The following is a 22,110-nucleotide window of genomic DNA, read 5'->3' as shown; positions in this document are numbered from 1 at the left end:
GGCTCATTCTCTAACAAGAATTTTACTTGCTCAGCCACGATATCAGCACTATCAGCCGTAGATGCGCTGGTGGTCAATAATGTAGCGATTTGGTCAATGTGCTGATGCTTTTGTTTGTAGTTAGATAATAAACCATAAATAAAAGACAAAAAGAAGCCTATCAACACAGCCAAAATAATGGCTTGCGCGACAGAACGCCAGATAAGCGTAGAAATGGTTTGAGGTAGACGGTTGTTCATATCACTCAACTGAGTCAAGACAACTTTAATTTATACTACAGGTATTTAGAGAACATGATAAGTAATATATTTAGATATTGTTATCTAAATAATTATAACAACTAAACAAAAAAATGAGTGTCAAGTTGACTCTATCGCATTCTATGACACGATAAAGTCAGTAATGATGTCACTGTCTTGGTGATTAACGAGATTTTTTATCTTTAGTTGTGAATTTTTTTGCACGATTGCGCTCACGTTGACGCAATTGCTGTGTTTTCGCTTTGGTTGGCGTGTCGCTCTTGTTCGCATATGGATTGTCATTTTGTTTCAATATGACATTAAGCGGTGTACCTTCAAGCTTAAATACCTGACGGAACTGATTTTCAAGATAGCGCTGATAGCTTTTGGGCAATGCACTGGTTTGGTTACCATGAATCACAATCACGGGTGGATTGTGACCACCAATATGCGCAAAACGTAATTTGATACGGCGGCCAGCCACAGTTGGTGGCGGGTTAGCAGTCACTGCATCTTGTAAGATTTGAGTCAAACGATTGGTTGATACTTCAAACATAGAAGATTTATAAGCACGTAAAATAGATGGATATAAATTACCCACGCCCGTACCATGCAACGCTGATATCAAATGCACTTTTACGTAAGGAATAAAATTGAAACGGCGATCCATTTCAATTTTAATATAATCTCTTTGGTCCTGTGTCAGACCATCCCATTTATTAATCGCGACAACCAAAGCACGACCTGCATCTAGTGCATAGCCAATCATATGCAAGTCTTGATCGACAATTCCTTCATGAGCATCGATCACAATGACCGTTACATTAGAGTCTTCGATGGCTTGTAAAGTTTTAATAACAGAGAACTTTTCTACTTTTTCATCAATTTTACCGCGGCGACGTACACCAGCTGTATCAATTAACACATAGTCCTTACCTTCGCGTTTATAAGGAATATAAATACTGTCACGCGTGGTGCCAGGCATGTCAAATACCACCACACGATCTTCACCCAATAAGCGGTTAACCAGTGTTGATTTTCCAACATTTGGACGACCGATAATGGCAAGTTTTAGACCTTTCGGCTCGACGAGAGTATCTTGCTCAGGCATGTCAGCCGTTAATATTTCGAGTAGATTGCCAACACCGCGACCATGGCTAGCAGCCATTGGATACGGCTCGCCCAATCCTAATGCATAGAACTCGGCAGGCGCAGCATCATGGACACCGTCGACTTTGTTAGCCACGACATAGACTGGTTTGCCAAGCGTGTGCAAAAACTTACCAATCTCAGCGTCAGCACCAATCATACCCGCGCGAGCATCAACCACAAATACAATAATATCGGCTTCATGAATAGCAGTATGCGACTGTTCAGACATATAATCATCAATATTACCACTGCCATCATCTGATTCACCGATACCACCAGTATCTACGACGATAAATGATTTATCTTCGTAGGTTGCATCACCGTATTGACGGTCACGAGTCAGTCCTGACAAATCAGCAACCAATGCCTGGCGACTTTTTGTGAACTGATTAAATAAGGTGGATTTACCGACGTTTGGACGACCGATTAAGGCGACCACAGGCTTGATACTCATGGGTTACTCTCAGTGAAAGGCAAAATGACGGAAAGTGCAGTTATTCTGACAACCAATAACATAACAGTAGTAGCAAACATGCCACACTCGACCGTAAATTAAAATAAATAATAAAATGATAGCAAAAATAATAATCGACTATTTTACGATTAGTAAATGCTATATAAGATGATGCTTATATATAGACAGTATATATGGATAACGCTTATGGCGCATCGGTCGCATAGAGTACGCGAAAGCCTGTATTTAAACAAGCAGTTTACACAAGACATTAAACGCTGACTAAGCAGCGTTTGTATTTAAAAAATTACGATAAGTCCAATGGCACAATAATCTTATTAAAAAGTACTATTAAATTAAGTACTGAGCAATCAATGTCTTAGCGGGCTAACTGCCAAATAGCGACTTGTCCTGACGTACTTTGAGTCATGAGACGACTACCTTGCACTTGCAAACTACTTAAAGCACCTTTGGTTTCTACACGGCTAACGATCTTACCACTAGCAGGGTCAAATAAGTGCACTACACCATCTAAATCACCCACAGCAATATAATTTCCAATCATCACAGGGTTTGTCAAATGGCGATAAGCCAACTCATCACTCTCCCACAGCATAGCACCACTGCTACGATCATAAGCAACAACCTTACCATCTAAACCAGTCGCAATGACTTGTTGGCTATTTACGGCAAGTGCTTTGAGGCTAGCAATCTCATTGACGAATAGCACTTGACCCGATGCCAAATCAACACCAAGTAACTGACCACTATAACTAATAGCGAACATCTGATTTTGATCGACAATAGGCTTACCATCAACGTCGCTCATACGCTCAATTTCACTGCTGCCAGAACCAACACCAACACGTCTTGACCACTGCGGCAGACCACTATCTGTCGTCACCGCATGCAAGCGCCCATCGGCAGTAGCTAATAATGCGGTGCTGCTATCTAACAATGTTGGTGCAGCACTACCACGGACACTAATGGCTGGTACTTGTGTGGCAAACTGCCAAATAGACTGCCCTGTCTGTAAGGACAAGCCATGCAAAAAGCCATTATTCGCTGATAGAATCACTCGGTTGTTAGTAATAAGTGCTGGAGTCAAGACTGACCCTGACAGCTGTTGCTGCCAGCGTTTTTCGCCAGTCGTGCTATCAAACGCCATTACTAGACCGCTACGAGTGCTAATAATTGCTGTTTGGCTCAAGGCATCTAAGGCAACACCACCTGTTATTTGCTCATCAACATTGACTGACCATAAACGCTCTCCCGTACCGTTAAAGCCTGTTAATTCACCGCCACGTGATGCAGTAACGATTTGGCCATTGGCATACCCAACCTGTAAATCTAATGGATCTTTCTTACTGGCTTTTTTATTACCTACATCCGTACTAAAAACAGGTTGTAATACACTGATAGGCTCAGCAATCTGAACCAAATCTACAGGATCATTAACAATGGGTTTGATACCACGATTACACCCAATCACCGCAGTGCTCATTACTGCCAGTACGGCCACATGCATAACCGTCGTTTTGAGGGTTTTGGCTGTTGAGGTTTTGCTAGAGCGAATAGATTGAGTCATTATAATTTCTCACTACAAATAAATTATTATTAATTAAGTTCTGTGGGTTTATGGTGCCATCTAGCATATAAAACAGTTTAAGATGCTGACTATCAATTTAGCGATTATTCAGTGCTAAATAGCATATAAGTGCCATTATTAGTGAATAACACTCATAACAATACAGCTATTCAGTAACCTCGCCAACAGGAGCTTCTGCTACTTCCACAGACTCTTGTGCCACTACAGGCTGCGCAGAAGTGCTAGGCTCTTGGATAAGACTGGCTTGTTCATCGATAGGTTCAGGTACTATGCCTAAACTCTCCATCTTTAACGCCAGTACTGCACGCGTTTCTTGACGGCTTCGTAACAGCTCCCAAGCATTGTTGTACGATTTGACCGCTGACTCTTTATTATCTTTAGCCAAATAAATATCGCCTAGCAACTCTTGCTGACTGGCTTCAAAAGAGCTTGGCATATCATTTTTAGCTTCTGCTAGCGCCGCCTCAGTATCACCTGCAGCCAACAAGGTTTTAGCATAACGTAAACGAGTGATGGCTTTTAGACCAGCATCGCCCAAATCGATTGCAAGTGCTTTCTTGAACGTCTCAGTAGCAGCAGTGAAGTCATCATTATCAACTTGCTGACGTGCTTTTATCATTAATGCTTGCCATGCATAGACTGATTCACCGTGTGTATTTACCAGCGTATCAATCTCATTGTTCAATTGTGTACGACTCTGTTCAAGCGCTTCTTGTGCTTCTGCTTCTAAATCTGGGTTTTGCGAGGACAGATTGACCTCTTCATTCAACAACTGAATATCCGCATAACGATCCGCTGCTACAGTGTCTACCCGCGCATGATTATCCTGCCAATAGGTCCAACCGAAATACGCAGCCAGTGCCAATAAAATTGCAGTAATAATATAGCTGCCATATTGCTTTAACGCTTGCATTGAGTTGTCTGCATTCGGCGAATTGGATGTCGGAGCCATATATATTTACCTAATAAGATTTATATTAAATTACTGATATAAAAGTCAAGAAAGCCAAACGCTATAATTTACGAGAAAAATTGTCTTTACTCAACAACCAATCTGCCGCAACCGTCTGCTGCTCTCCTGTCTGCATGTCTTTAACACTAATGGTATTATCATCCAGCTCTTGCTGAGCAATGATAACCGTCAATGCAGCACCTGACTTATCCGCTTTTTTCATTTGCGCTTTCAAGCTTGTTGCACTTGCCATTTTGATGCGTACATCTGGACGGCTATAACGTAGATTTTGTGCATAGCTAATACCCGCACTATATACCTCTGGATGCGCCACAACAAAGACGTCACAAGCAGGTGTATCAGCAATCGGTGCAACTACGTCTATCAATAACAATAAACGCTCAAGCCCCATTGCAAAACCAATAGCAGGCTCAGATTTTGCAGGCTTACTACCATCAGTGCCCGTAGACTTCAATTGTCCAATCAAACCATCATAACGACCACCAGCACAAACAGTAGCTTGACTACCAAGCTTATCCGTAACCCATTCAAAAACAGTTTTATTATAGTAATCTAAGCCGCGCACCAGATGCGGATTGATTTCAAAGTCAATGCCAAGTGTGGTCAAGTACGCTTGTACTTGCTCAAAATGGGCCTTACTCTCTGCTCCCAAAAACTCAGCCAACTTTGGCGCATCTACTAAGACAGCCTGGGTACTCGCCTCTTTGCTATCTAGGATACGTAATGGATTGGTCATCAAACGGCGTTTGCTATCTTCATCAAGCAAATCTTTTTTATCCGTTAGATAGGCGACTAATGCTTCGCGATAAGCATAACGCTCATCTAGTTCTCCCAAACTATTAAGCTGCAAGTGCATCTCATCTTTTAGGCCCAGCTCCTGCCACATCAAGTGAGTCATCGCAATCAGTTCAGCATCAGCATCTGGTAACGCGCTACCGAAACTTTCGACACCCAGTTGATGAAACTGACGGTAGCGACCTTTTTGCGGACGTTCGTAGCGAAACATTGGACCGATATACCATAATTTGGGTGTATCGCCACGCAACAAGTTATGCTCTATTACAGCACGCACTGCGCTTGCCGTACCTTCAGGACGCAAGGTCAATGGCGTTGGTGGATCAGACTTATCGATAAAGCTATACATCTCTTTTTCGACGATATCTGTCGCACCACCGATCGCACGGGCAAACAAGTCGGTTTGCTCAACGATAGGCAAACGAATATGCTCATAACCATATCTGCCTAACACATTGGCCAATATCGACTCTAAGTACAGCCATTTTGCAGACTGATCAGGCAAAATATCATTAAACCCTTTAATAGCTTTAATCATGGTACGGTCGTATCCTTAAAATTTTTAACAGATATTTCTATTCTTTTTTATCGTCAATAGCGTATTTCTCATCAGCCACCTATTATTATAAGCTGAAATGACAGTACGAAATACGTCGACGTATTGGTATCTTACTTTACTCGAATAATTTCATTTTCGCGCTTTTTAGCCAAGTCTTCGGCATGAGCGCGTACCATGCCTTCGATTTCATCAACCAAATTGTTGGTATCAATGAGATGGCTCTTGTCACCCATACGATATACTAACGACTTTGGTGCAGCACCAACGATACCGATATCCGCTTCTTTCGCTTCACCTGGGCCATTCACTTTACAGCCAATCACAGACAGATTCATTGGTTCTCGAATGTCTTCTAAGCGCGTCTCTAAAGCAGTCATTACTTTAATCACATCAAACTCTTGACGTGAGCAACTTGGACAAGCAATAAAGTTGACACCGTTAGAGCGAATATTCAGTGATTTTAAGATATCGAAACCAATTTTAATTTCTTCTTCAGGCTCTGCGGCCAAGGAGATACGAAGGGTATCACCAATACCATCTAACAGCAGACCACCTAACGCAATGGCTGATTTCACTGCGCCTGTACGATAAACACCCGCTTCGGTAACACCTAAATGTAGTGGGTTATCAATTTGTGCTGATATCAAGCGATAAGCATCCAATGTCAAAAAGACATTACTGGCTTTGACAGAAACCTTATACTGATCAAAGTTAAGTCGCTCTAAGATATCAATGTGGCGCATCGCTGACTCTAGCATCGCTTCGCCAGTTGGCTCAGTATATTTGCGTTGAATATCTTTCTCTAAAGAGCCTGCGTTTACACCAATGCGAATAGGGATATTATAATGTTTGGCACACGCGACGACTTCACGCACTTTGGCATCATTACCGATATTACCAGGATTAATACGCAAACAATCCGCACCCGCTTCAGCAACAGCGAGCGCAATTTTGTGATCAAAATGCACATCGGCTATTAAAGGTACACTCACCAACTTACGAATTTCACCAAAAGCTTTGACAGTATCCATCGTTGGTGTTGATACCCGCATGAGATCAGCACCCGCTTCAACACAGCGCTCGATTTGGGCAACGGTAGCGGCCACATCACAGGTATCAGTATTTGTCATACTCTGCACACTAATCGGCGCATCACCACCAATCGCGACATCACCGACATATATTTTTTTGGTAAGGCGACGGTTAATAGGCGCTGACGTTGACATAGACAAACCCTTCCATTAGAACGAAAAAAAGCAGAGAAGATACTTACTTATTGATAACGACAAATACCCATTAGCGTAAAATAATAGCTATTCATCATCACTTTAAAAATTGGCTTTGCAATTAAGGTGCTAACTCAAAACTGGCTTGTTCATCAGTTGGATAAGCGTCCAACGCAACCGCTTCTTCATTGAGCACCAAGCTAACATTATCGACATTATCAATTTGCACACTAAACGGTGGTATACCTGATAACTGATAATCACCCGATGTTTGAGAGCCATTCATGAGTGTATTACCAGAGGCGTCAGCAATACTAATAACAGCTGAGTCAGTCACTTTAACCTCTAAAGCAGCCGGACTGACATTAGCACCGCCTAAATTTAATGCAGAACCAGAAGCACCAACCCCTGTCGCACTGTCAATCGCCGCACCTTGGGCTTGCTCTAGCGCAGATATATCCTCTACGGTGGACGCTGGTTCTACGTTGTTTTCTTTATTGGCATTACTTACCACACGGAATAAAAAAACTGCTAAAACGATGACACCAACGACAGCCAATATCAATAATGGGTTAAAGCGAATACGGCTACGCGTGTCTCGCTGCAATGTGCCCATTGGGCGCAGTGGCGTATCAATATTACTCACTGATTTGGCTTTAAGCTCACTAGGATAAGCTGCATCAAAACTGCTAGCAACTTTTTCTGAATCCAACCCCAAAAACTTGGCATAGTTTATCGCAAAACCACGAGCAAACGTTGCTTGTGGTAAATCAGCAAAATTCTCATTTTCTAACGCTTGCAAATGACGCTTTAAAATAAATAATTCGGCCGCTGCCTCTTCTATACTGACTTTTTTTGTTTTTCGGGCTTGCTGCAACATGGCACCAAATGATCCCTGCGTGTTAGGTTGAGTGTTTAATGATGGGGTTGTCATTTCCATGGTGCCTCTGGATTGTTAAGCCAAGTCTTAAGTTTTTTTGCTTCATCACTTAATGGATAAGTGGATAAAAGCTGCTGTGCCAATTGTTGGCGCTTCGTTATGTTGTTTTGCGCAGCGGCGAGTTTGATACCCTGTAACATCAAACGAGAGCTGACACCTTGCCTGCGTACCAAGGTCAATGTTTCATCATAAAGTCTTTGGGCTTGTGGAACACGATGCTGCTCAAGCAACAAATCCACCAACTCAATATGAGCAATAATACTATTACGATTGCCATCAAGCGCTCGCAAAAATGCTTTAGAAGCAGCACTACTGTCACCCAACTTCAAATAAGTGCGTCCTAAGTTTTCTAATGCACCAATACGACCTGTGTAACCTAATGCTGAACCTGCAATCTCAAACTGCTCTGCGGCTTCACGATAGCGCTTCATCTGTGACAAATAAACGCCATAGTTATTATTGGCTTGCTCGAAATCTTTATCAAGTGAAATCGCTTTCCTAAAATATTCGTCAGCTTTTTCAAGATTGCGTTGACTACCCTCTTGCTGTAGCAAAACGCCCATCATATCATAGGCTGGCGCGTAACGGCTATCCGCAGAAAGGGCTTTTTCAAGTTGGCGCTTAGCAGTATCGAGGTCGTTTTCACGAATATATTGTGCAGCCAGTGCAACACGCACACGAGCCACTTCTTGTTGATCTGATTTACGATTATCACTAGACCCTTGATAAACCGTGCTGCTGGTTACACCATCGCTCGGCACACTTTGGCAGCCTGTCAGCAACAACCCTGCAAACACCGTTGCTAGCATCATATGCTTTGGCATCGGTATTTGCTTTGCTACTGTACCCAACCGCTTACTATCTTGATAAAGTGATTTTTGATATCTGAACTGACAAAAATTTTTAGAAGTCATCATAGCCGCCATCATAAAACTGTAATTCAATGCGTTCGATCAAGGAAGACTCAGTTTAATAGATTTAACCCCCAGAAGTACAATTTTGTTGTGATTAATTGCCATACTCCTCAATACCAATTGTTATTGCTACATTTCTATTACCGTTGCGATAGATAAAAGACAGCTAAACATCAGCACTAAGTACACTATTTATTTTTATAAAGAGCCATTCTGAACATTTTCACGGTCTTTTATACTTTTCTGCCATGCAGCTGAGCGTCTGGTACGATCAGCCACTTGTCCAACTAATTGACCACAGGCCGCATCAATATCATCACCACGGGTCTGACGAATCGTACACACAAAACCTGCCTCACTCAAAATATTGCTAAAAGCGTGAATACGGTTGTTACTTGATTTGTCATATGGAGCATGCGGAAAGGGATTAAATGGAATCAAGTTGATTTTACTTGGTAGACCATCTAATAACGCAACCAACTGATGAGCATGTTCATTGCCGTCATTGACCCCATCAAGCATCACGTATTCGATAGTAACGTGCTTTTTGTGACGCGGATTGATATCAAAAACGTAGTTTTTTGCAGCCGCGATCAACTCATCTAACGGATACTTTTTGTTGATTGGCACCAATTCATCACGCAGTTCATCATTGGGTGCATGCAATGAAATAGCCAAGGCCACATCTAGATCTTGCGCCAGCTGGTACATTTTCGGTACCACGCCTGATGTTGATAAAGTGACACGGCGCTTTGACAGACCATACCCATGATCACTTAACATCAGCTCCATTGAGCCAACCACAGGCTTATAGTTCAATAGTGGCTCACCCATACCCATCATCACGACATTGGTAACGTTATTTTCCCACAAGCTATGGTCAACGTTTTCTAGACTTTCATTTTCATCCGTCATATATGAGGCGTTAGCAACCCATAACTGACCGATAATCTCAGCCGCACTCAAATCACGCTCAAATCCTTGTTTGCCCGTACTACAGAAACTACAGTCTAGCGCACAGCCAACTTGTGAAGACACACATAACGTTTTGCGACCATTTAGTTTACTATCATCTGCAGGAATCAGGACTGTCTCAACCAATGAACCACCCGTAACTTCAAACACCCATTTACGCGTACCATCATCACTATATTGACGATGAATCACTTTAGGTGGAAGCACGCAAGCATTGAGCGATAATTTATCACGCAAAGACTTGCTCAAATTCGTCATTTTTTCAAAATCTGTCACACCATGTTGATATATCCACTTAATGACTTGCGTTGAACGAAAAGGCTTTTCACCGATACTTTTGAAGTAATCAGCCAATTGTGCTTGTGTCATTCCGAGTAAATTGGTCTTTGCTTGCGCTTCATCTACTATTTTAATGCTATCAGTACGCTTGGTAGGAATGTGCTGCGTGGGTGTTTGAACAGTGGACATAATAGGTAACCTTTTTGCACAGGCTTATATCGGCAGTGCAATTGTTTATATGGATGTTGTCATACAGACACAATATATGAGTACATGAGCAATCCGTTATGAGCGCATTTTTTATTGATATACGCCTTCTACTAATAACTTATAGAAAGACTGGATACGTATGCATACTAAGCATTGATAAAGAAAATTATGTATTTAATAAAAACATGCTGATAAGGGATTGATAACGCGAAATAAGTATAATAATGAGGCAAACCATTAAATTTTTCAATAAATCATAGGATTATTATTGGAGCTAAAACGGCTTATATCATAAGATATAAGCCGTTTCGCAAAACCAATTATTAACAATCAATAAGCTAAGCAATAACTGATATTAGCGCGTACGTGCACAAACTTCATCATCATTGAAGAAGTAGCTTATTTCACGTGCTGCTGATTCTGCAGAATCTGAACCATGCACAGCGTTTTCATCGATGCTACTAGCGAAATCTGCACGGATAGTGCCTTCAGCAGCTTCTTTTGGGTTGGTTGCACCCATGATTTCACGGTGCTTAGCGATGGCATTTTCGCCTTCTAATACAGATACAACCACAGGACCTGAAGTCATGAATGACACTAGATCGTTGTAAAAGGGACGCTCAGCATGCTCAGCGTAAAAACCGCCTGCTTTTTCGTCATCAAGATGCTGCATTTTTGCTGCAACGATTTTTAGACCAGCTTGTTCAAAGCGGCTATAGATAGCACCGATATGGTTGCCAGCAACGGCGTCAGGTTTGATGATAGATAACGTACGTTCGTTAGCCATGAAAAGCTCCTAATAAATGATAAATTCGAGAAGAAATAAAATAGTGAATATTTGATTTTGTCTTTGGCCACAATGCTGACTTAGAGTGTTTTACCCAACTCATGGTATATCAATATATAACCATAAGCACCAACATAGGATTGTTGCCTATTATAATGATTCAGGCCATAAATGATAGGGTTAATTTATGACATGAGCTTGCACAGAGGTAAACTGAGTATACATAAATGCTTAATAAGCCACGAGATTGTATAAAAGTAAAAACCCCAATGCTCAACATTGGGGTCTTATTTTTCTATATACCTATCAATAGTTCATTAACTATATTTATACGTCATATGGGTCACGTAAGACGATAGTTTCTTCACGATCAGGACCAGTTGAGATAATATCAACTGGGCAACCAATCAATGCTTCGATACGTTTGATGTATTTCTTAGCATTCTCTGGTAGGTCATCGTAGTTAGTAATACCAACTGTTGACTCGCTCCAACCTTCTAGCGTTTCGTATTTTGGCGTGACTGACTCGTAGAATTCAGCATCATGTGCGCCTGCACACTCAGTCTCAGGTAGGTTGTAACCCACACCGATTAATAGCTCTTCTAGACCGTCTAATACGTCAAGCTTAGTTAAGCAGATACCGGTTAAAGAGTTCAGTACCACTGCACGGCGTAGTGCTTCAGCATCGAACCAACCACAGCGGCGGGCACGACCAGTTGTCGCACCAAATTCATGACCAACATTCGCCAAATGCGCACCAACATCATCAAACAACTCAGTTGGGAATGGGCCGCTACCGACACGTGTGGTGTAGGCTTTGGTAATCCCAAGTACATAATCTAAATATAGTGGACCGATACCTGTACCAGTAGAAACACCCCCAGCCGTTACGCTTGAGCTGGTTACAAACGGATAAGTACCATGATCAATATCAAGTAAAGTACCTTGCGCACCTTCAAACATCAGGTTTTTACCAGCCAAACGCAGTTGATTTAGGTCTTCAGTTACATCAGTAACCATACCTTTAATCTCTTCTTTCCACTCTTGGCAAAGCTTAAACGTCTCATCAAAATCAATCGCATCAACTTTATAGTATTGAGTCAGTTGGAAGTTATGATATTCAATTAGGTTGCGTAGCTTTTCTTCTAGATCGCTACGGAATAAATCCGCAAGCTTGATAGCACGGCGCGCTACTTTGTCTTCGTAGGCAGGACCGATACCACGACCCGTTGTACCGATTTTACCACTGCCACGTTTGGCTTCACGTGCTTGGTCAAGCGCCACGTGATATGGCATGATGAGTGGGCAATTTGGTGAAATACGCAAACGCTCACGCACTGGTACGTTGTTGGCTTCAAGATCTTTTATTTCAATCAATAATGCATCAGGTGCTAACACCACACCGTTACCGATGAAGCAAGTCACACCTTCACGCAAGATGCCTGATGGGATTAAATGTAAGACGGTGGTTTTGCCATCGACAACTAACGTGTGACCAGCATTGTGGCCGCCTTGAAAGCGAGCGACTGCTGAGGCTTTTTCGGTCAGTAAATCAACGATTTTACCTTTACCTTCATCGCCCCATTGGCTACCCAAAACTACGACATTCTTACCCATGATCAATCCTTACCTTTATATATTGAGGTGTGTGCAATAATGATTTAAAACGACGATAACTTTCATTACCGTGTTTTAAATGACATTAAAAAGTGGTAATAATCTTAAAAACTAATGCTTAACTGATTGTTTACTTCTAAGTAATATCTTTACTTATTCAATCAATAACACTTAATCGGTTCATACTTATAATCGGTTCATGCTTAAATAGCCTGCAACTGCCACTGATTATCCACAAAGTTTAAGCAATGGGTCATGCCAACTGGACGGTCCGCTATATCTAATGGCATCGTGACACGGTAGCCCTGCTGACGCAAACTCTCAACTTGCTGTAATAGTATCTGCATCTGCTCTTGATTCACATTACTCAGTGCCTGATAGTCCACCAATACGATAATTGGTGATTCAAGTTGGGTGTGTGCAAGCAGGCGGCTGACATCCATACTAAAACCAGTGGCTTCACGTGGTTGGTTGCTTGTCAACTGGTTACCGCTTTGCATACCATCAAAGCGCCCACCACGTACTAGTGGCTGGGTCTCACTATTGATATAACCATTGAACACAATACCAGTATGATAATGATAGCCTGATAGCTCTGTCACATCGATACTCACAGGACACTGCCACTGCTCTTGTAAATGCGTTTTTAGGCGTTGTAGCTCGTCAATAGCAGTGACGACCTGCGTGTCTTGCTGCGCAGTCTCTGACAGTTTTACCAATAGGTTGTCGATATCATGACCGAAGCGCGCCAATGCATAAAAATCATTGCCTAACGCTATTGACTGACAAACACGCTTTAGCTCTGGTAGGTTTTTATTGGCATATAAATGCATCAGATGCTCAGTGTCATTGTCTGACAACTCAGCCAATTCAGCCAAGCGTTTGAATATGGCAACATGACCCAAGTCAATATGCAGCGCCGCACTCATATTCAGTGTATTCACCATGCTAAACAACACATCGATCAGCTCAATATCTGCAGCAAGTGAGGCACAACCGAATATCTCAGCACCGAGCTGCAAAGGCGTACGTGAGCCAAACAGCCCTGATGGCAAGGTATGAATCACATCACCTGCATAGCAATAGCGAGCAATACCAGTACCACCATGATGCGCATCAATACGCAAAATCTGTGGCGTAATATCAGCACGCAAACCCATCAATCGACCTGTTAATTGATCGATAATCTTGAAAGTTTGACGCTTTAAATCTTCTGATGCACCACTCAATAACGACTCAGTGAACTCAATCATTGGTGGATTCACCAATTGATAACCATGAGCGATAAGCTGTTTGGTTAGTTGATGCCTAAGCACTTCTTGCTTATGAGCATCTTCAAACAATACATCGACCACACCATCAGGCAACAGCCAACTATTGCCAACGTCGCTAGAAAAATGGCTTAAATACGGCATACTATTAGATGCGGTAGCATCGTTGGCATGCTGAGTCGTTGCTTGACTGGTCATATTTGACTGGGAAGGTTTTGCAGAATCAGAACTGACAGACACAATAAATCCTTGTTTGGCGTATCGCTTACCAAAAATGCGGTACTTAAAGGTTATATTTACAATTGCATTGACGCCACGCACTTCTTGTTTTTAACGCACAACATCATTGACCCAATTATTTATAAACAAACTAGGTAACCGCAAAAGGGTGAGTAATAAGTATAATGTAGAATGATAAGACGAGTATCTTTATGCGCTAATAAACTGCGATAAATAATCAAGGCACTTTATGGTTTTAGTTTAGCATAGCAGTTAAGGTTCGCCTAGTGACAATTAGCCACAATCACTATCTAATTACGCCTTATCAACACTAAAGCCATGAAGATTATCTATACCTTATATAAGTAATAGTTCCATTACGAGTTGTCACAATCATTCTATACAATAAAGAGCAGAATGAGAGCAACGCCTTCAGTATGGACTCATGGTACACTAATGCATATTTTTATCTTGGAGGCCTTATGTCATCAGATTACCACCCAAATCCAGCCATCAATCAAACCAACGTTTTAGGTACGGCACTTGCCAGCTGCTGCTTCGATCCTATCACTGGTTACTATCGCAATGGCTTTTGTCATACGGGTAACCACGACGTTGGTCAGCATACTGTTTGTGTCAAAATGACCAGTGAGTTTTTAAACTTTTCTGCCAGTCGTGGTAACGATCTTATTACGCCACTACCCGAATACAACTTTGCCGGTCTAAAACCTGGTGATTACTGGTGTATCTGCGCTCTACGCTGGGTTGAAGCATTAGATTTTGATATCGCACCGCAAATCAAGCTAGAAGCCTGTCACGAGAGTTTATTAAGCTTGGTCGATATTGAAACGCTAAAAAGCTATGCGACTTAAGTTTTCTGCTACGTTTTAGTTTTAATGACGACAGTTTTTTACTGTATCAAAGGAAAGAGTGCGTATGGAAAAAAACAACGACCAATTGATTAAAAAAACAGCACGTATTACACCCAATGCTAATATCAATCGTATCGTTGCTGATATGGATGAGGATCATCTGTATTTAGAAAATAATGGCAGCTATATTTACGGTGATGCTGACGCGACAAATGAAGACACGATCGAGACCATGACAATCTACGATCCAGACTCTGAGCGTTATGAAGATATTGATCTTGCAAGTGCAGATGAAGTCGTCAATTGTTATGCTTACTCACGTAAAACAGGTGAAAACCTAGATAAAGTCGCGCTTACCGATGTCAGTCGAGCCTTGAGCAACAATGGTCAGTTTATTTGGCTAGGTCTATACGACCCTAGCCTTCAAACTATGGTCGAAGTTAAAGAAGCATTTGGTTTACATGAACTGGCCATTGAAGATGCCTTCGCCGACCACCAACGCGCCAAAGTCGAAAATTACGACAATGACATGGTGTTTGTGGTATTACGTACGGCCAAGCTCGAAGACAAAATCATTCGCTATGGCACCACAGCGATATTCATGGGTAAAAACTATCTAATTACCATTCGTAATGGCCCATCCAACTCTTACGCCCCTGTCCGTGAACACTGTCATCGTCGCCCTGAAAAGCTGCGTATGGGCCCGATATTTGTGCTGCATGCCATTCTCGATTTTATCGTGGATAACTATATGCCGGTTACCGACCGCTTGGGACGATATCTACGTGAGCAAGAGCGCTATGTATTTACCTCTGAGTTTGACAAAACTACGTTAAAAAACCTCTATGAACTAAAGTCACAACTGGTTCATATGCGCGCTATTATCTTGCCTGTACAAGATATCTGTAGTTTTTTTATCAATCATAAAAAAAGCGAAATGGCTTCTATATTCTCTCAAGCAGCCAAACCCTACTTTCGCGATGTCAATGACCATCTATTACACTCTCTTGATGCTATTAATGGGCTTAATGAGATGCTAAGTGTGGTCATGAATACCTATATGGCAATGGTCAATATGGGACAGAATGAAGTAGTGCGTAAGCTTGCAGCGTGGGCAGGTATCTTGGCCGTACCAACCGCCATTGCTGGTATTTATGGGATGAATTTTGATTTTATGCCTGAATTACATTGGAAGTACTCTTATCTTGTGATTATGCTATTTATTGGTTCCTTATGTGGCTACCTATATTACAATTTTAAACGGCTAAAATGGCTATAGTCACTGCTATATAATAAATCATTCTCACTTTGCACAAAAAAAGCTACCCGTTGGTAGCTTTTTTTAACTCTATATACTTATAAGGTCACTCACGTCGATGCTTAGTATGGCTATCTGCCACCTGTGTGGTATCAGGTAAAAGCGCCTTGACCGTAAGATTTGCATGTTGCTGATCTAAATTGTCTTCTGGGCGACCGAACGTTTTGGCTGTCCAAGTCAGCACGACAATCGCACCGCTCAATAGCATGATTGCTACAGAAATCGTCGCTAGCAGCCACAGGTGAAAATAGTCTGAAACCGCTTGTACATCAACCACTAAATGTCGTGATAAAGCGGTTATAGCAATAAATATCAAAAACTGGACTGGCAAACGATGCGTCTTAAAATAGATACCTATCATGGCCAACAGTTCAAGATAAATAAATAACATCAAGATGTCTTTTAAATCTGCTGAGCCTTTTTGGACAATACCTACAAACTCTTTGCCCGCCGTCCATACCACCACCACACTGATTAAAAATAAGATCACGTAATGACAAACATCGACGAACTCTCTACCAATACGCTGTAGCTTTTCATGAATACCTACGTCTTCTTTAGCCATGTTAGCACCTATAAAATTGGACGATATGACGATTGCTTGATACCTGTGGCATCAGACACCTTATCTATAGACAATTAGTGCTCAAATGACAATGCTATTCGCTAGCGATACCATGATCTAGCCCTGCTGATTTTTCAGCAGCATCAACCGTTTGGCGAATCAATGTATTGATGGTCATTGGTCCAACGCCTCCTGGCACTGGTGTATAAGCACTGGCGATTTTTTCAACACCTTGTAACTCGATATCACCCACACCGCCATTTTCAGTAGGATGGAACCCTGCATCGACGACGACGGCACCTGCTTTGATCCACTCTGCCTTAATCAGCTCAGGCACACCTACAGCACCAACCACGATATCGGCGCGTTTGATATGCGACGCCAAGTCTTGAGTTCTTGAATGGCAAATGGTCACTGTACAGTTAGCATTCAATAGCATCATCGCCATTGGTTTTCCCAAAATTGCGCTACGACCTACGACGACTGCTTCTTTTCCTGACAGCTCAATATCGTAATGCTCTAATAAGTGCATGATACCCTGCGGTGTACACGATCCATAGGCTGACTGCTGCATACCCATGCGACCAAAACCGAGACAAGTAACACCATCTACGTCTTTTGCTAAGTCAATTTGTTCAAAACAAGCACGCTCATCGATATGTGCAGGTACCGGATGCTGTAGCAAAATACCATGTACGTCTGGATTATTATTTAGCTCATCTATCTTTGCCATGAGCTGCTCAGTGGTGGTCTCAGTTGGCATTTCAACCTTGATAGAGTCCATACCTACACGCTTACAGGCATTGCCTTTCATACGCACATAAGTCGCAGAAGCAGGGTCTGCACCAACCAATATGGTCGCCAAGCTTGGTGTACGTCCAGTCTTATCCTTGATAGCATCCACGCGCGTGCGTAGTTGTTGTTCTATTTGTTTTGCAAGTGCTTTGCCGTCCAAAACAGTGGCTGACTCTTGGGTAGTAGGCGCAATAGACATAGGAGCTCCAATAGAGGGTACAATAAAAAAATAAAGACAGCGCCGCAATTGCTTGCCTGCCTGTCTTATCCTTAATCAAGGTATGATTGATACTGATATTGTACCTGCCTACGGCTAAAAATCCTAGCGTGGCATAATATTTGAATGCTTACATACTTGAATGCTTATATAAATATTTAGAGCTTTGTTATCAAAGCTCAATTAACATCTGAGTGACTTCCTATATGTTGTCATTTAGCAATTGATCCAAACACCTCATCGATTGCTTCGATGGTTTGTGTAACTTCCGCCGTGGTGAGTGTCGGATGTACCAAAAACATCAAGCTGGTCTCCCCTAATTGCTTTGCCACTGGCAATCTAGTCGCTGGACGTAACCCTGTATCGTCAAATGCTTTTTCTAAGTATACTTCTGAAGCGGTACCAGAAAAGCAAGGTACACCTTTCTCATTAATCTCTTGAATGATGCGATCTCGCGACCACTCCTCAGGTAGGTTATCTGGCTGCACATATACGTATAACTTATAATATGCATGATTAGAATCTGAATACTGCGGGGACTCTTCTAACTTAGGTACGACCAAGTAGCCCTCTTCTGCCCACTTTGCACAGGTCTCTAATATCATGTGGGCATTAGCCGTACGCTTAGCTGTCCAATCACTCATTCGCTCTAGCTGGATACGACCTATAGCAGACTGCATTTCGGTCATTCGCCAATTGGTACCAAAGCTCTCATGCAACCAACGATATCCGGGCGCATGCTCTGTCTCATAGACAGCGGCGTAACTTTTACCATGATCCTTATATGCCCACATTTTTCGCCATAGTTGCTCATCATTGGTAGTGACCATACCGCCCTCACCACCTGTGGTCATCACTTTATCTTGGCAAAAGCTCCATGCGCCAATATGACCAATACTGCCCACGCTTCGACCTTTATAATGCGCCCCGTGTGCCTGAGCGCAGTCCTCGATGACATATAAATCATGCGCCTCAGCTAAAGCCATAATACTGTCCATATCACATGGCCAGCCTGCCAAGTGCACACATATGATGGCTCGAGTGTTTTTAGTAAGTACAGCACTAATCGATTCGGCAGTGATATTGCCTGTCGCTTCATCGATATCAGCAAATATAGGCGTTGCACCAGCATTAATCACACAAGAAATACTGGCAATAAAGGTACGCGGCGTGACAACCACTTCATCGCCTGCTTTAAGGTCGAGTGCCTGCAATGACAAATCTAACGCTAGCGTACCATTACCAACAGCAATGGCGTAACCGCTATCTGACCAAGAAGCAAACTCTTTTTCAAATTCACGACTCTCGGTACCTGTCCAATAATTCACTTTGTTAGATAACAGCACTTGGCTAACTGCATCAGCTTCTTGCTGAGTAAAACTTGGCCATGGGGAAAAAGGGGTGTTTAGCATATACGCCTCACTGGTTATTTTAATGATAAATGGATGAGCTGATAAATATAGGGTTTTTTGAATTACATTGACTATAAATATGCATAATTTATGCAGATTCAGATGATTCACTGACTATGGCTGACGATATACTATTTAATTTTTGTGTAGCGGCCTAGCAGGGTTACCTACTACTACCGCTCCAGCAGGAACGTCTTTGGTTACGACTGCGCCCATACCCACAACAGCGCCTTTACCAATAATCAAAGGCTTGTCAGGTGTGCCTTGCTTAATAATGGCACCAGCACCAATATACGCATGGTCATGAATATGAATATTCCCGTTACAGTTGACCCGAGGGGCAAATGTGACATAGTCACCAATGATGCAGTCGTGCTCTACATAACTATAAAGATTGGCATGAAAACACTTACCAATAGTCACATTTGAAGCTATCGTCACGAACGGGCTAATGGCCGCACCCCCGCCAATAATCACTTCATCCATGATTAAGGTCGTACTGTCTTGTACTGACCATAGTGATATCCCATCTGTTAGTAAATTACCTGCAATCTTTTGGCGAATATCACTATCAGAAATAGCAATGAGTACAAACTTATGGAGAAAATTCAATGCTTTGAAAGCCTCGTAATTCATGGCTAGATGATTATTAATGTCGCTTTCTTTATCTAACGAATCATCAATAAATACTACTTGGCTATCGATATCTAGTCGCTTTAACTGTTCAGCAGCTATCGGCATCAAACTACGGCCACAGCCCGCTGCCCCATAGACGGCAAAGATTCTGTTCATAGTATTATTTATGACTTATCTGGTTTGCAGAACCTGTAAACTTGGGCATAGTCGCTTCGCCATCGGCGCTGATACCATCTTTTATGATGACTTTTTTAACTGTTTTGAACAGTATTTTTACGTCTAACCATAGCGATTGGTTCTCCACATACCATGTATCGAGCTTAAATTTTTCATCCCAACTAATAGCATTACGACCATTTACTTGTGCATAACCAGTAATACCTGGACGAGATAAGTGTCGACGGTTTTGCTCAGCGTTATACAAGGGCAAATATTCCATCAATAACGGACGTGGCCCGACTAGGCTCATATCACCTTTAATCACATTCCATAGCTCTGGTAACTCATCAAGACTGGTATTGCGCAACTTTTTGCCAAATGTAGTCAGGCGCTCACTATCTTCTAAAGGGTTACCTGCAGCATCTATCTCATCTTTCATGGAGCGAAACTTAATCATTTCAAATGGCTTACCATTTAGTCCAGGGCGCGTTTGACGAAACAGCACTGGTGAGCCAAGGTTTTTTTTCACCTTGTAAGCAGTAATGGCATATACAGGAGATAACACTATTAACGCGGTAGTCGCGGCGGTGATATCGAATAGACGTTTAATCATTATTAGCTCCTATAAACCCATTTCTTGTAGCATAATTTTATTGACACTATTTACATCAAATTTTTCTTCTGCCAACTGACGTGATGCTGCACCCATACTAATGATCATTTCTGGATTAAGTATAAAACGCTCCATAGCAGCAGCCAGTTCATCGACTGCTTTAACTGGCACTAAATAGCCATTATAATCACTCCTGACGGTCTCACGGCAACCCGGTGCATCTGTCGTAATAATGGGTCGCCCCATCGCTTCTAATACCGTACGCGGGGTTCCTTCTCTATAGGAAGGTAAAACATAAATAGAACTGGCCTCAATGGCAGGCTTAACATCGCTCAGCTTGCCCCAAAACTCAAACCGACCATCATCAATCCAACTGTCCAGTTCATGCTGATTGATAGCGTCAGGATTGTCATCAATCCAACCCACCAAATTGAACTGGGCTTGCGGATATTTTGACTTAATCACTCCAGCCGCCTTGGCATACTCTCTCACACCTTTGGCACCTAGCAAACGTGCAATCAATAAAAAACTGGGTGCTGGTACAGCATTATCACTTGGAAAAGGCATGACTTTGTATTCTGACACATCGACACCAGAACCATTTACTACCTTAGTCGGAGTGGCAGACTGCAATATCTTCATCGATTTAAATAAAGCTTCATCATCTGGGTTTTGGAAAAGCACCTTATGCGCTGATCTTAACGACATGGCATAAAGCTTATGCATTAGCTTCTGTAAATTGGTTCTATGATACGTACTCTCATCCGCCCCTTGAAATGCGTAGCCCAAACCTGTAATCAAAGCATAACGATGAGGAACACCAGCCAACTTAGCTGCTAGTAACCCATAGATAACTGGCTTGATGGTATATTCCATCACATAGTCAGGTTTGATCTGTTTCATTAAACGGTATAACGCAAACATAGTCTGACTATCTGCTATAGGGTTTGTACCAGTGCGCTGCATTGGAATATCATGAACCGTATAACCCAATGCTTCCAGCTGCCTTCGTTCTTCTGGATAGCTCTTAAACTCTGGAGCAGCAATATCAATATCAAATCCAGCCTGATTGATCGCAGCAATTAATTCACCCCGAAAGTTTAGTAGTGAGGGGGGATGACTGGCTATAATCAAAAATCTCATAATCAAGTTGTCCAAAAAAACCATGTGGTAATGGTATATAATATATACAGTATTAAAACCATAGAATCATTTTTGCCTCTATAGTCAGATGACCACAAAAATGTTATAAAATAAATCAACTAAACGATTACCACTATAAACAACTATGACTTACTCCCTAG

At 42.1% G+C, this 22,110-nt stretch carries 19 protein-coding genes and 1 pseudogene; 2 read left to right on the top strand and 18 right to left on the bottom strand.

The genetic code is table 11. The features are described 5' to 3' along the window. The 12 genes and pseudogenes from ACT3SX_RS07850 to ACT3SX_RS07795 form a co-directional block, all read right to left on the bottom strand. Nucleotides 1–239, bottom strand: a pseudogene (locus ACT3SX_RS07850) (sensor histidine kinase); the annotation flags it as partial. A 184-nt stretch (nucleotides 240–423) separates the two neighbouring features. Next, nucleotides 424–1,845, bottom strand: coding sequence for a ribosome biogenesis GTPase Der (gene der, locus ACT3SX_RS07845; protein ID WP_192519394.1), 1,422 nt, complete (start codon nucleotides 1,843–1,845; stop codon nucleotides 424–426). A gap of 379 nt (nucleotides 1,846–2,224) precedes the next feature. Next, nucleotides 2,225–3,433: an outer membrane protein assembly factor BamB gene (gene bamB, locus ACT3SX_RS07840; protein WP_192519395.1), complete on the bottom strand. Its 1,209-nt coding sequence runs from the start codon at nucleotides 3,431–3,433 to the stop codon at nucleotides 2,225–2,227. Nucleotides 3,434–3,599: 166 nt separating this feature from the next. Beyond that, nucleotides 3,600–4,406, bottom strand: coding sequence for a YfgM family protein (locus ACT3SX_RS07835; RefSeq protein ID WP_192519396.1), 807 nt, complete (start codon nucleotides 4,404–4,406; stop codon nucleotides 3,600–3,602). Between the two features lie 61 nt (nucleotides 4,407–4,467). Beyond that, nucleotides 4,468–5,760, bottom strand: coding sequence for a histidine--tRNA ligase (gene hisS / locus ACT3SX_RS07830; RefSeq protein WP_192519397.1), 1,293 nt, complete (start codon nucleotides 5,758–5,760; stop codon nucleotides 4,468–4,470). Between the two features lie 131 nt (nucleotides 5,761–5,891). Further along, nucleotides 5,892–7,007, bottom strand: a complete 1,116-nt coding sequence (gene ispG / locus ACT3SX_RS07825) for a flavodoxin-dependent (E)-4-hydroxy-3-methylbut-2-enyl-diphosphate synthase (protein ID WP_192519398.1) — start codon at nucleotides 7,005–7,007, stop codon at nucleotides 5,892–5,894. A gap of 121 nt (nucleotides 7,008–7,128) precedes the next feature. Then, nucleotides 7,129–7,947, bottom strand: a complete 819-nt coding sequence (locus tag ACT3SX_RS07820) for a helix-turn-helix domain-containing protein (protein ID WP_225739174.1) — start codon at nucleotides 7,945–7,947, stop codon at nucleotides 7,129–7,131. After that, nucleotides 7,938–8,864, bottom strand: a complete 927-nt coding sequence (gene pilW / locus ACT3SX_RS07815) for a type IV pilus biogenesis/stability protein PilW (protein ID WP_226945094.1) — start codon at nucleotides 8,862–8,864, stop codon at nucleotides 7,938–7,940. The genes ACT3SX_RS07820 and pilW overlap by 10 nt, the downstream gene beginning before the upstream one ends. A gap of 195 nt (nucleotides 8,865–9,059) precedes the next feature. Next, nucleotides 9,060–10,304 carry a 23S rRNA (adenine(2503)-C(2))-methyltransferase RlmN gene (rlmN, locus tag ACT3SX_RS07810; protein WP_192519400.1) on the bottom strand — a complete coding sequence of 415 codons (1,245 nt, stop codon included), beginning with the start codon at nucleotides 10,302–10,304 and terminating at the stop codon, nucleotides 9,060–9,062. A 376-nt stretch (nucleotides 10,305–10,680) separates the two neighbouring features. Next, entirely contained in the window at nucleotides 10,681–11,112 is a 432-nt protein-coding gene (gene ndk / locus ACT3SX_RS07805) for a nucleoside-diphosphate kinase (protein WP_192519401.1), read from the bottom strand. 327 nt (nucleotides 11,113–11,439) lie between these two features. Beyond that, the gene (locus tag ACT3SX_RS07800) at nucleotides 11,440–12,729 is read right to left on the bottom strand and encodes an adenylosuccinate synthase (protein WP_192519402.1); all 1,290 of its coding nucleotides are present in this window, start codon (nucleotides 12,727–12,729) and stop codon (nucleotides 11,440–11,442) included. Between the two features lie 203 nt (nucleotides 12,730–12,932). Then, nucleotides 12,933–14,240: an ATP phosphoribosyltransferase regulatory subunit gene (locus ACT3SX_RS07795; protein WP_192519403.1), complete on the bottom strand. Its 1,308-nt coding sequence runs from the start codon at nucleotides 14,238–14,240 to the stop codon at nucleotides 12,933–12,935. A 461-nt stretch (nucleotides 14,241–14,701) separates the two neighbouring features. Here ACT3SX_RS07795 and ACT3SX_RS07790 point away from each other — a divergent pair, with 461 nt between their 5' ends. Further along, a complete protein-coding gene (locus ACT3SX_RS07790; RefSeq protein ID WP_192519404.1) occupies nucleotides 14,702–15,091 on the top strand; it encodes a DUF2237 family protein in 390 nt (129 codons plus the stop codon). Between the two features lie 64 nt (nucleotides 15,092–15,155). Beyond that, the gene (gene corA / locus ACT3SX_RS07785; protein ID WP_192519405.1) at nucleotides 15,156–16,370 is read left to right on the top strand and encodes a magnesium/cobalt transporter CorA; all 1,215 of its coding nucleotides are present in this window, start codon (nucleotides 15,156–15,158) and stop codon (nucleotides 16,368–16,370) included. An 85-nt stretch (nucleotides 16,371–16,455) separates the two neighbouring features. On the opposite strand, the gene ACT3SX_RS07780 is transcribed toward corA, so the two are convergent. From ACT3SX_RS07780 to ACT3SX_RS07755, 6 genes are all read right to left on the bottom strand, one after another. Next, nucleotides 16,456–16,974 carry a phosphate-starvation-inducible protein PsiE gene (locus ACT3SX_RS07780; protein ID WP_192519406.1) on the bottom strand — a complete coding sequence of 173 codons (519 nt, stop codon included), beginning with the start codon at nucleotides 16,972–16,974 and terminating at the stop codon, nucleotides 16,456–16,458. A 94-nt stretch (nucleotides 16,975–17,068) separates the two neighbouring features. Continuing rightward, entirely contained in the window at nucleotides 17,069–17,968 is a 900-nt protein-coding gene (gene folD / locus ACT3SX_RS07775; RefSeq protein ID WP_192519407.1) for a bifunctional methylenetetrahydrofolate dehydrogenase/methenyltetrahydrofolate cyclohydrolase FolD, read from the bottom strand. Nucleotides 17,969–18,198: 230 nt separating this feature from the next. Beyond that, complete coding sequence (locus tag ACT3SX_RS07770) at nucleotides 18,199–19,398, bottom strand: DegT/DnrJ/EryC1/StrS family aminotransferase (protein ID WP_192519408.1); 1,200 nt, start codon at nucleotides 19,396–19,398, stop codon at nucleotides 18,199–18,201. 135 nt (nucleotides 19,399–19,533) lie between these two features. Then, nucleotides 19,534–20,190 (bottom strand): acetyltransferase, encoded by a 657-nt coding sequence (locus ACT3SX_RS07765; RefSeq protein ID WP_192519409.1) that lies wholly within the window; start codon nucleotides 20,188–20,190, stop codon nucleotides 19,534–19,536. Nucleotides 20,191–20,194: 4 nt separating this feature from the next. Then, nucleotides 20,195–20,806, bottom strand: a complete 612-nt coding sequence (locus ACT3SX_RS07760; RefSeq protein ID WP_192519410.1) for a sugar transferase — start codon at nucleotides 20,804–20,806, stop codon at nucleotides 20,195–20,197. 9 nt (nucleotides 20,807–20,815) lie between these two features. After that, the gene (locus ACT3SX_RS07755; RefSeq protein WP_442069702.1) at nucleotides 20,816–21,949 is read right to left on the bottom strand and encodes a glycosyltransferase family 4 protein; all 1,134 of its coding nucleotides are present in this window, start codon (nucleotides 21,947–21,949) and stop codon (nucleotides 20,816–20,818) included. Between the last annotated feature and the right edge of the window lie 161 nt (nucleotides 21,950–22,110).

This window comes from Psychrobacter sp. AOP31-B2-9, assembly GCF_052378005.1.
Lineage (GTDB): Bacteria > Pseudomonadota > Gammaproteobacteria > Pseudomonadales > Moraxellaceae > Psychrobacter.
This window is presented reverse-complemented; position numbering and strand designations above follow the sequence as displayed.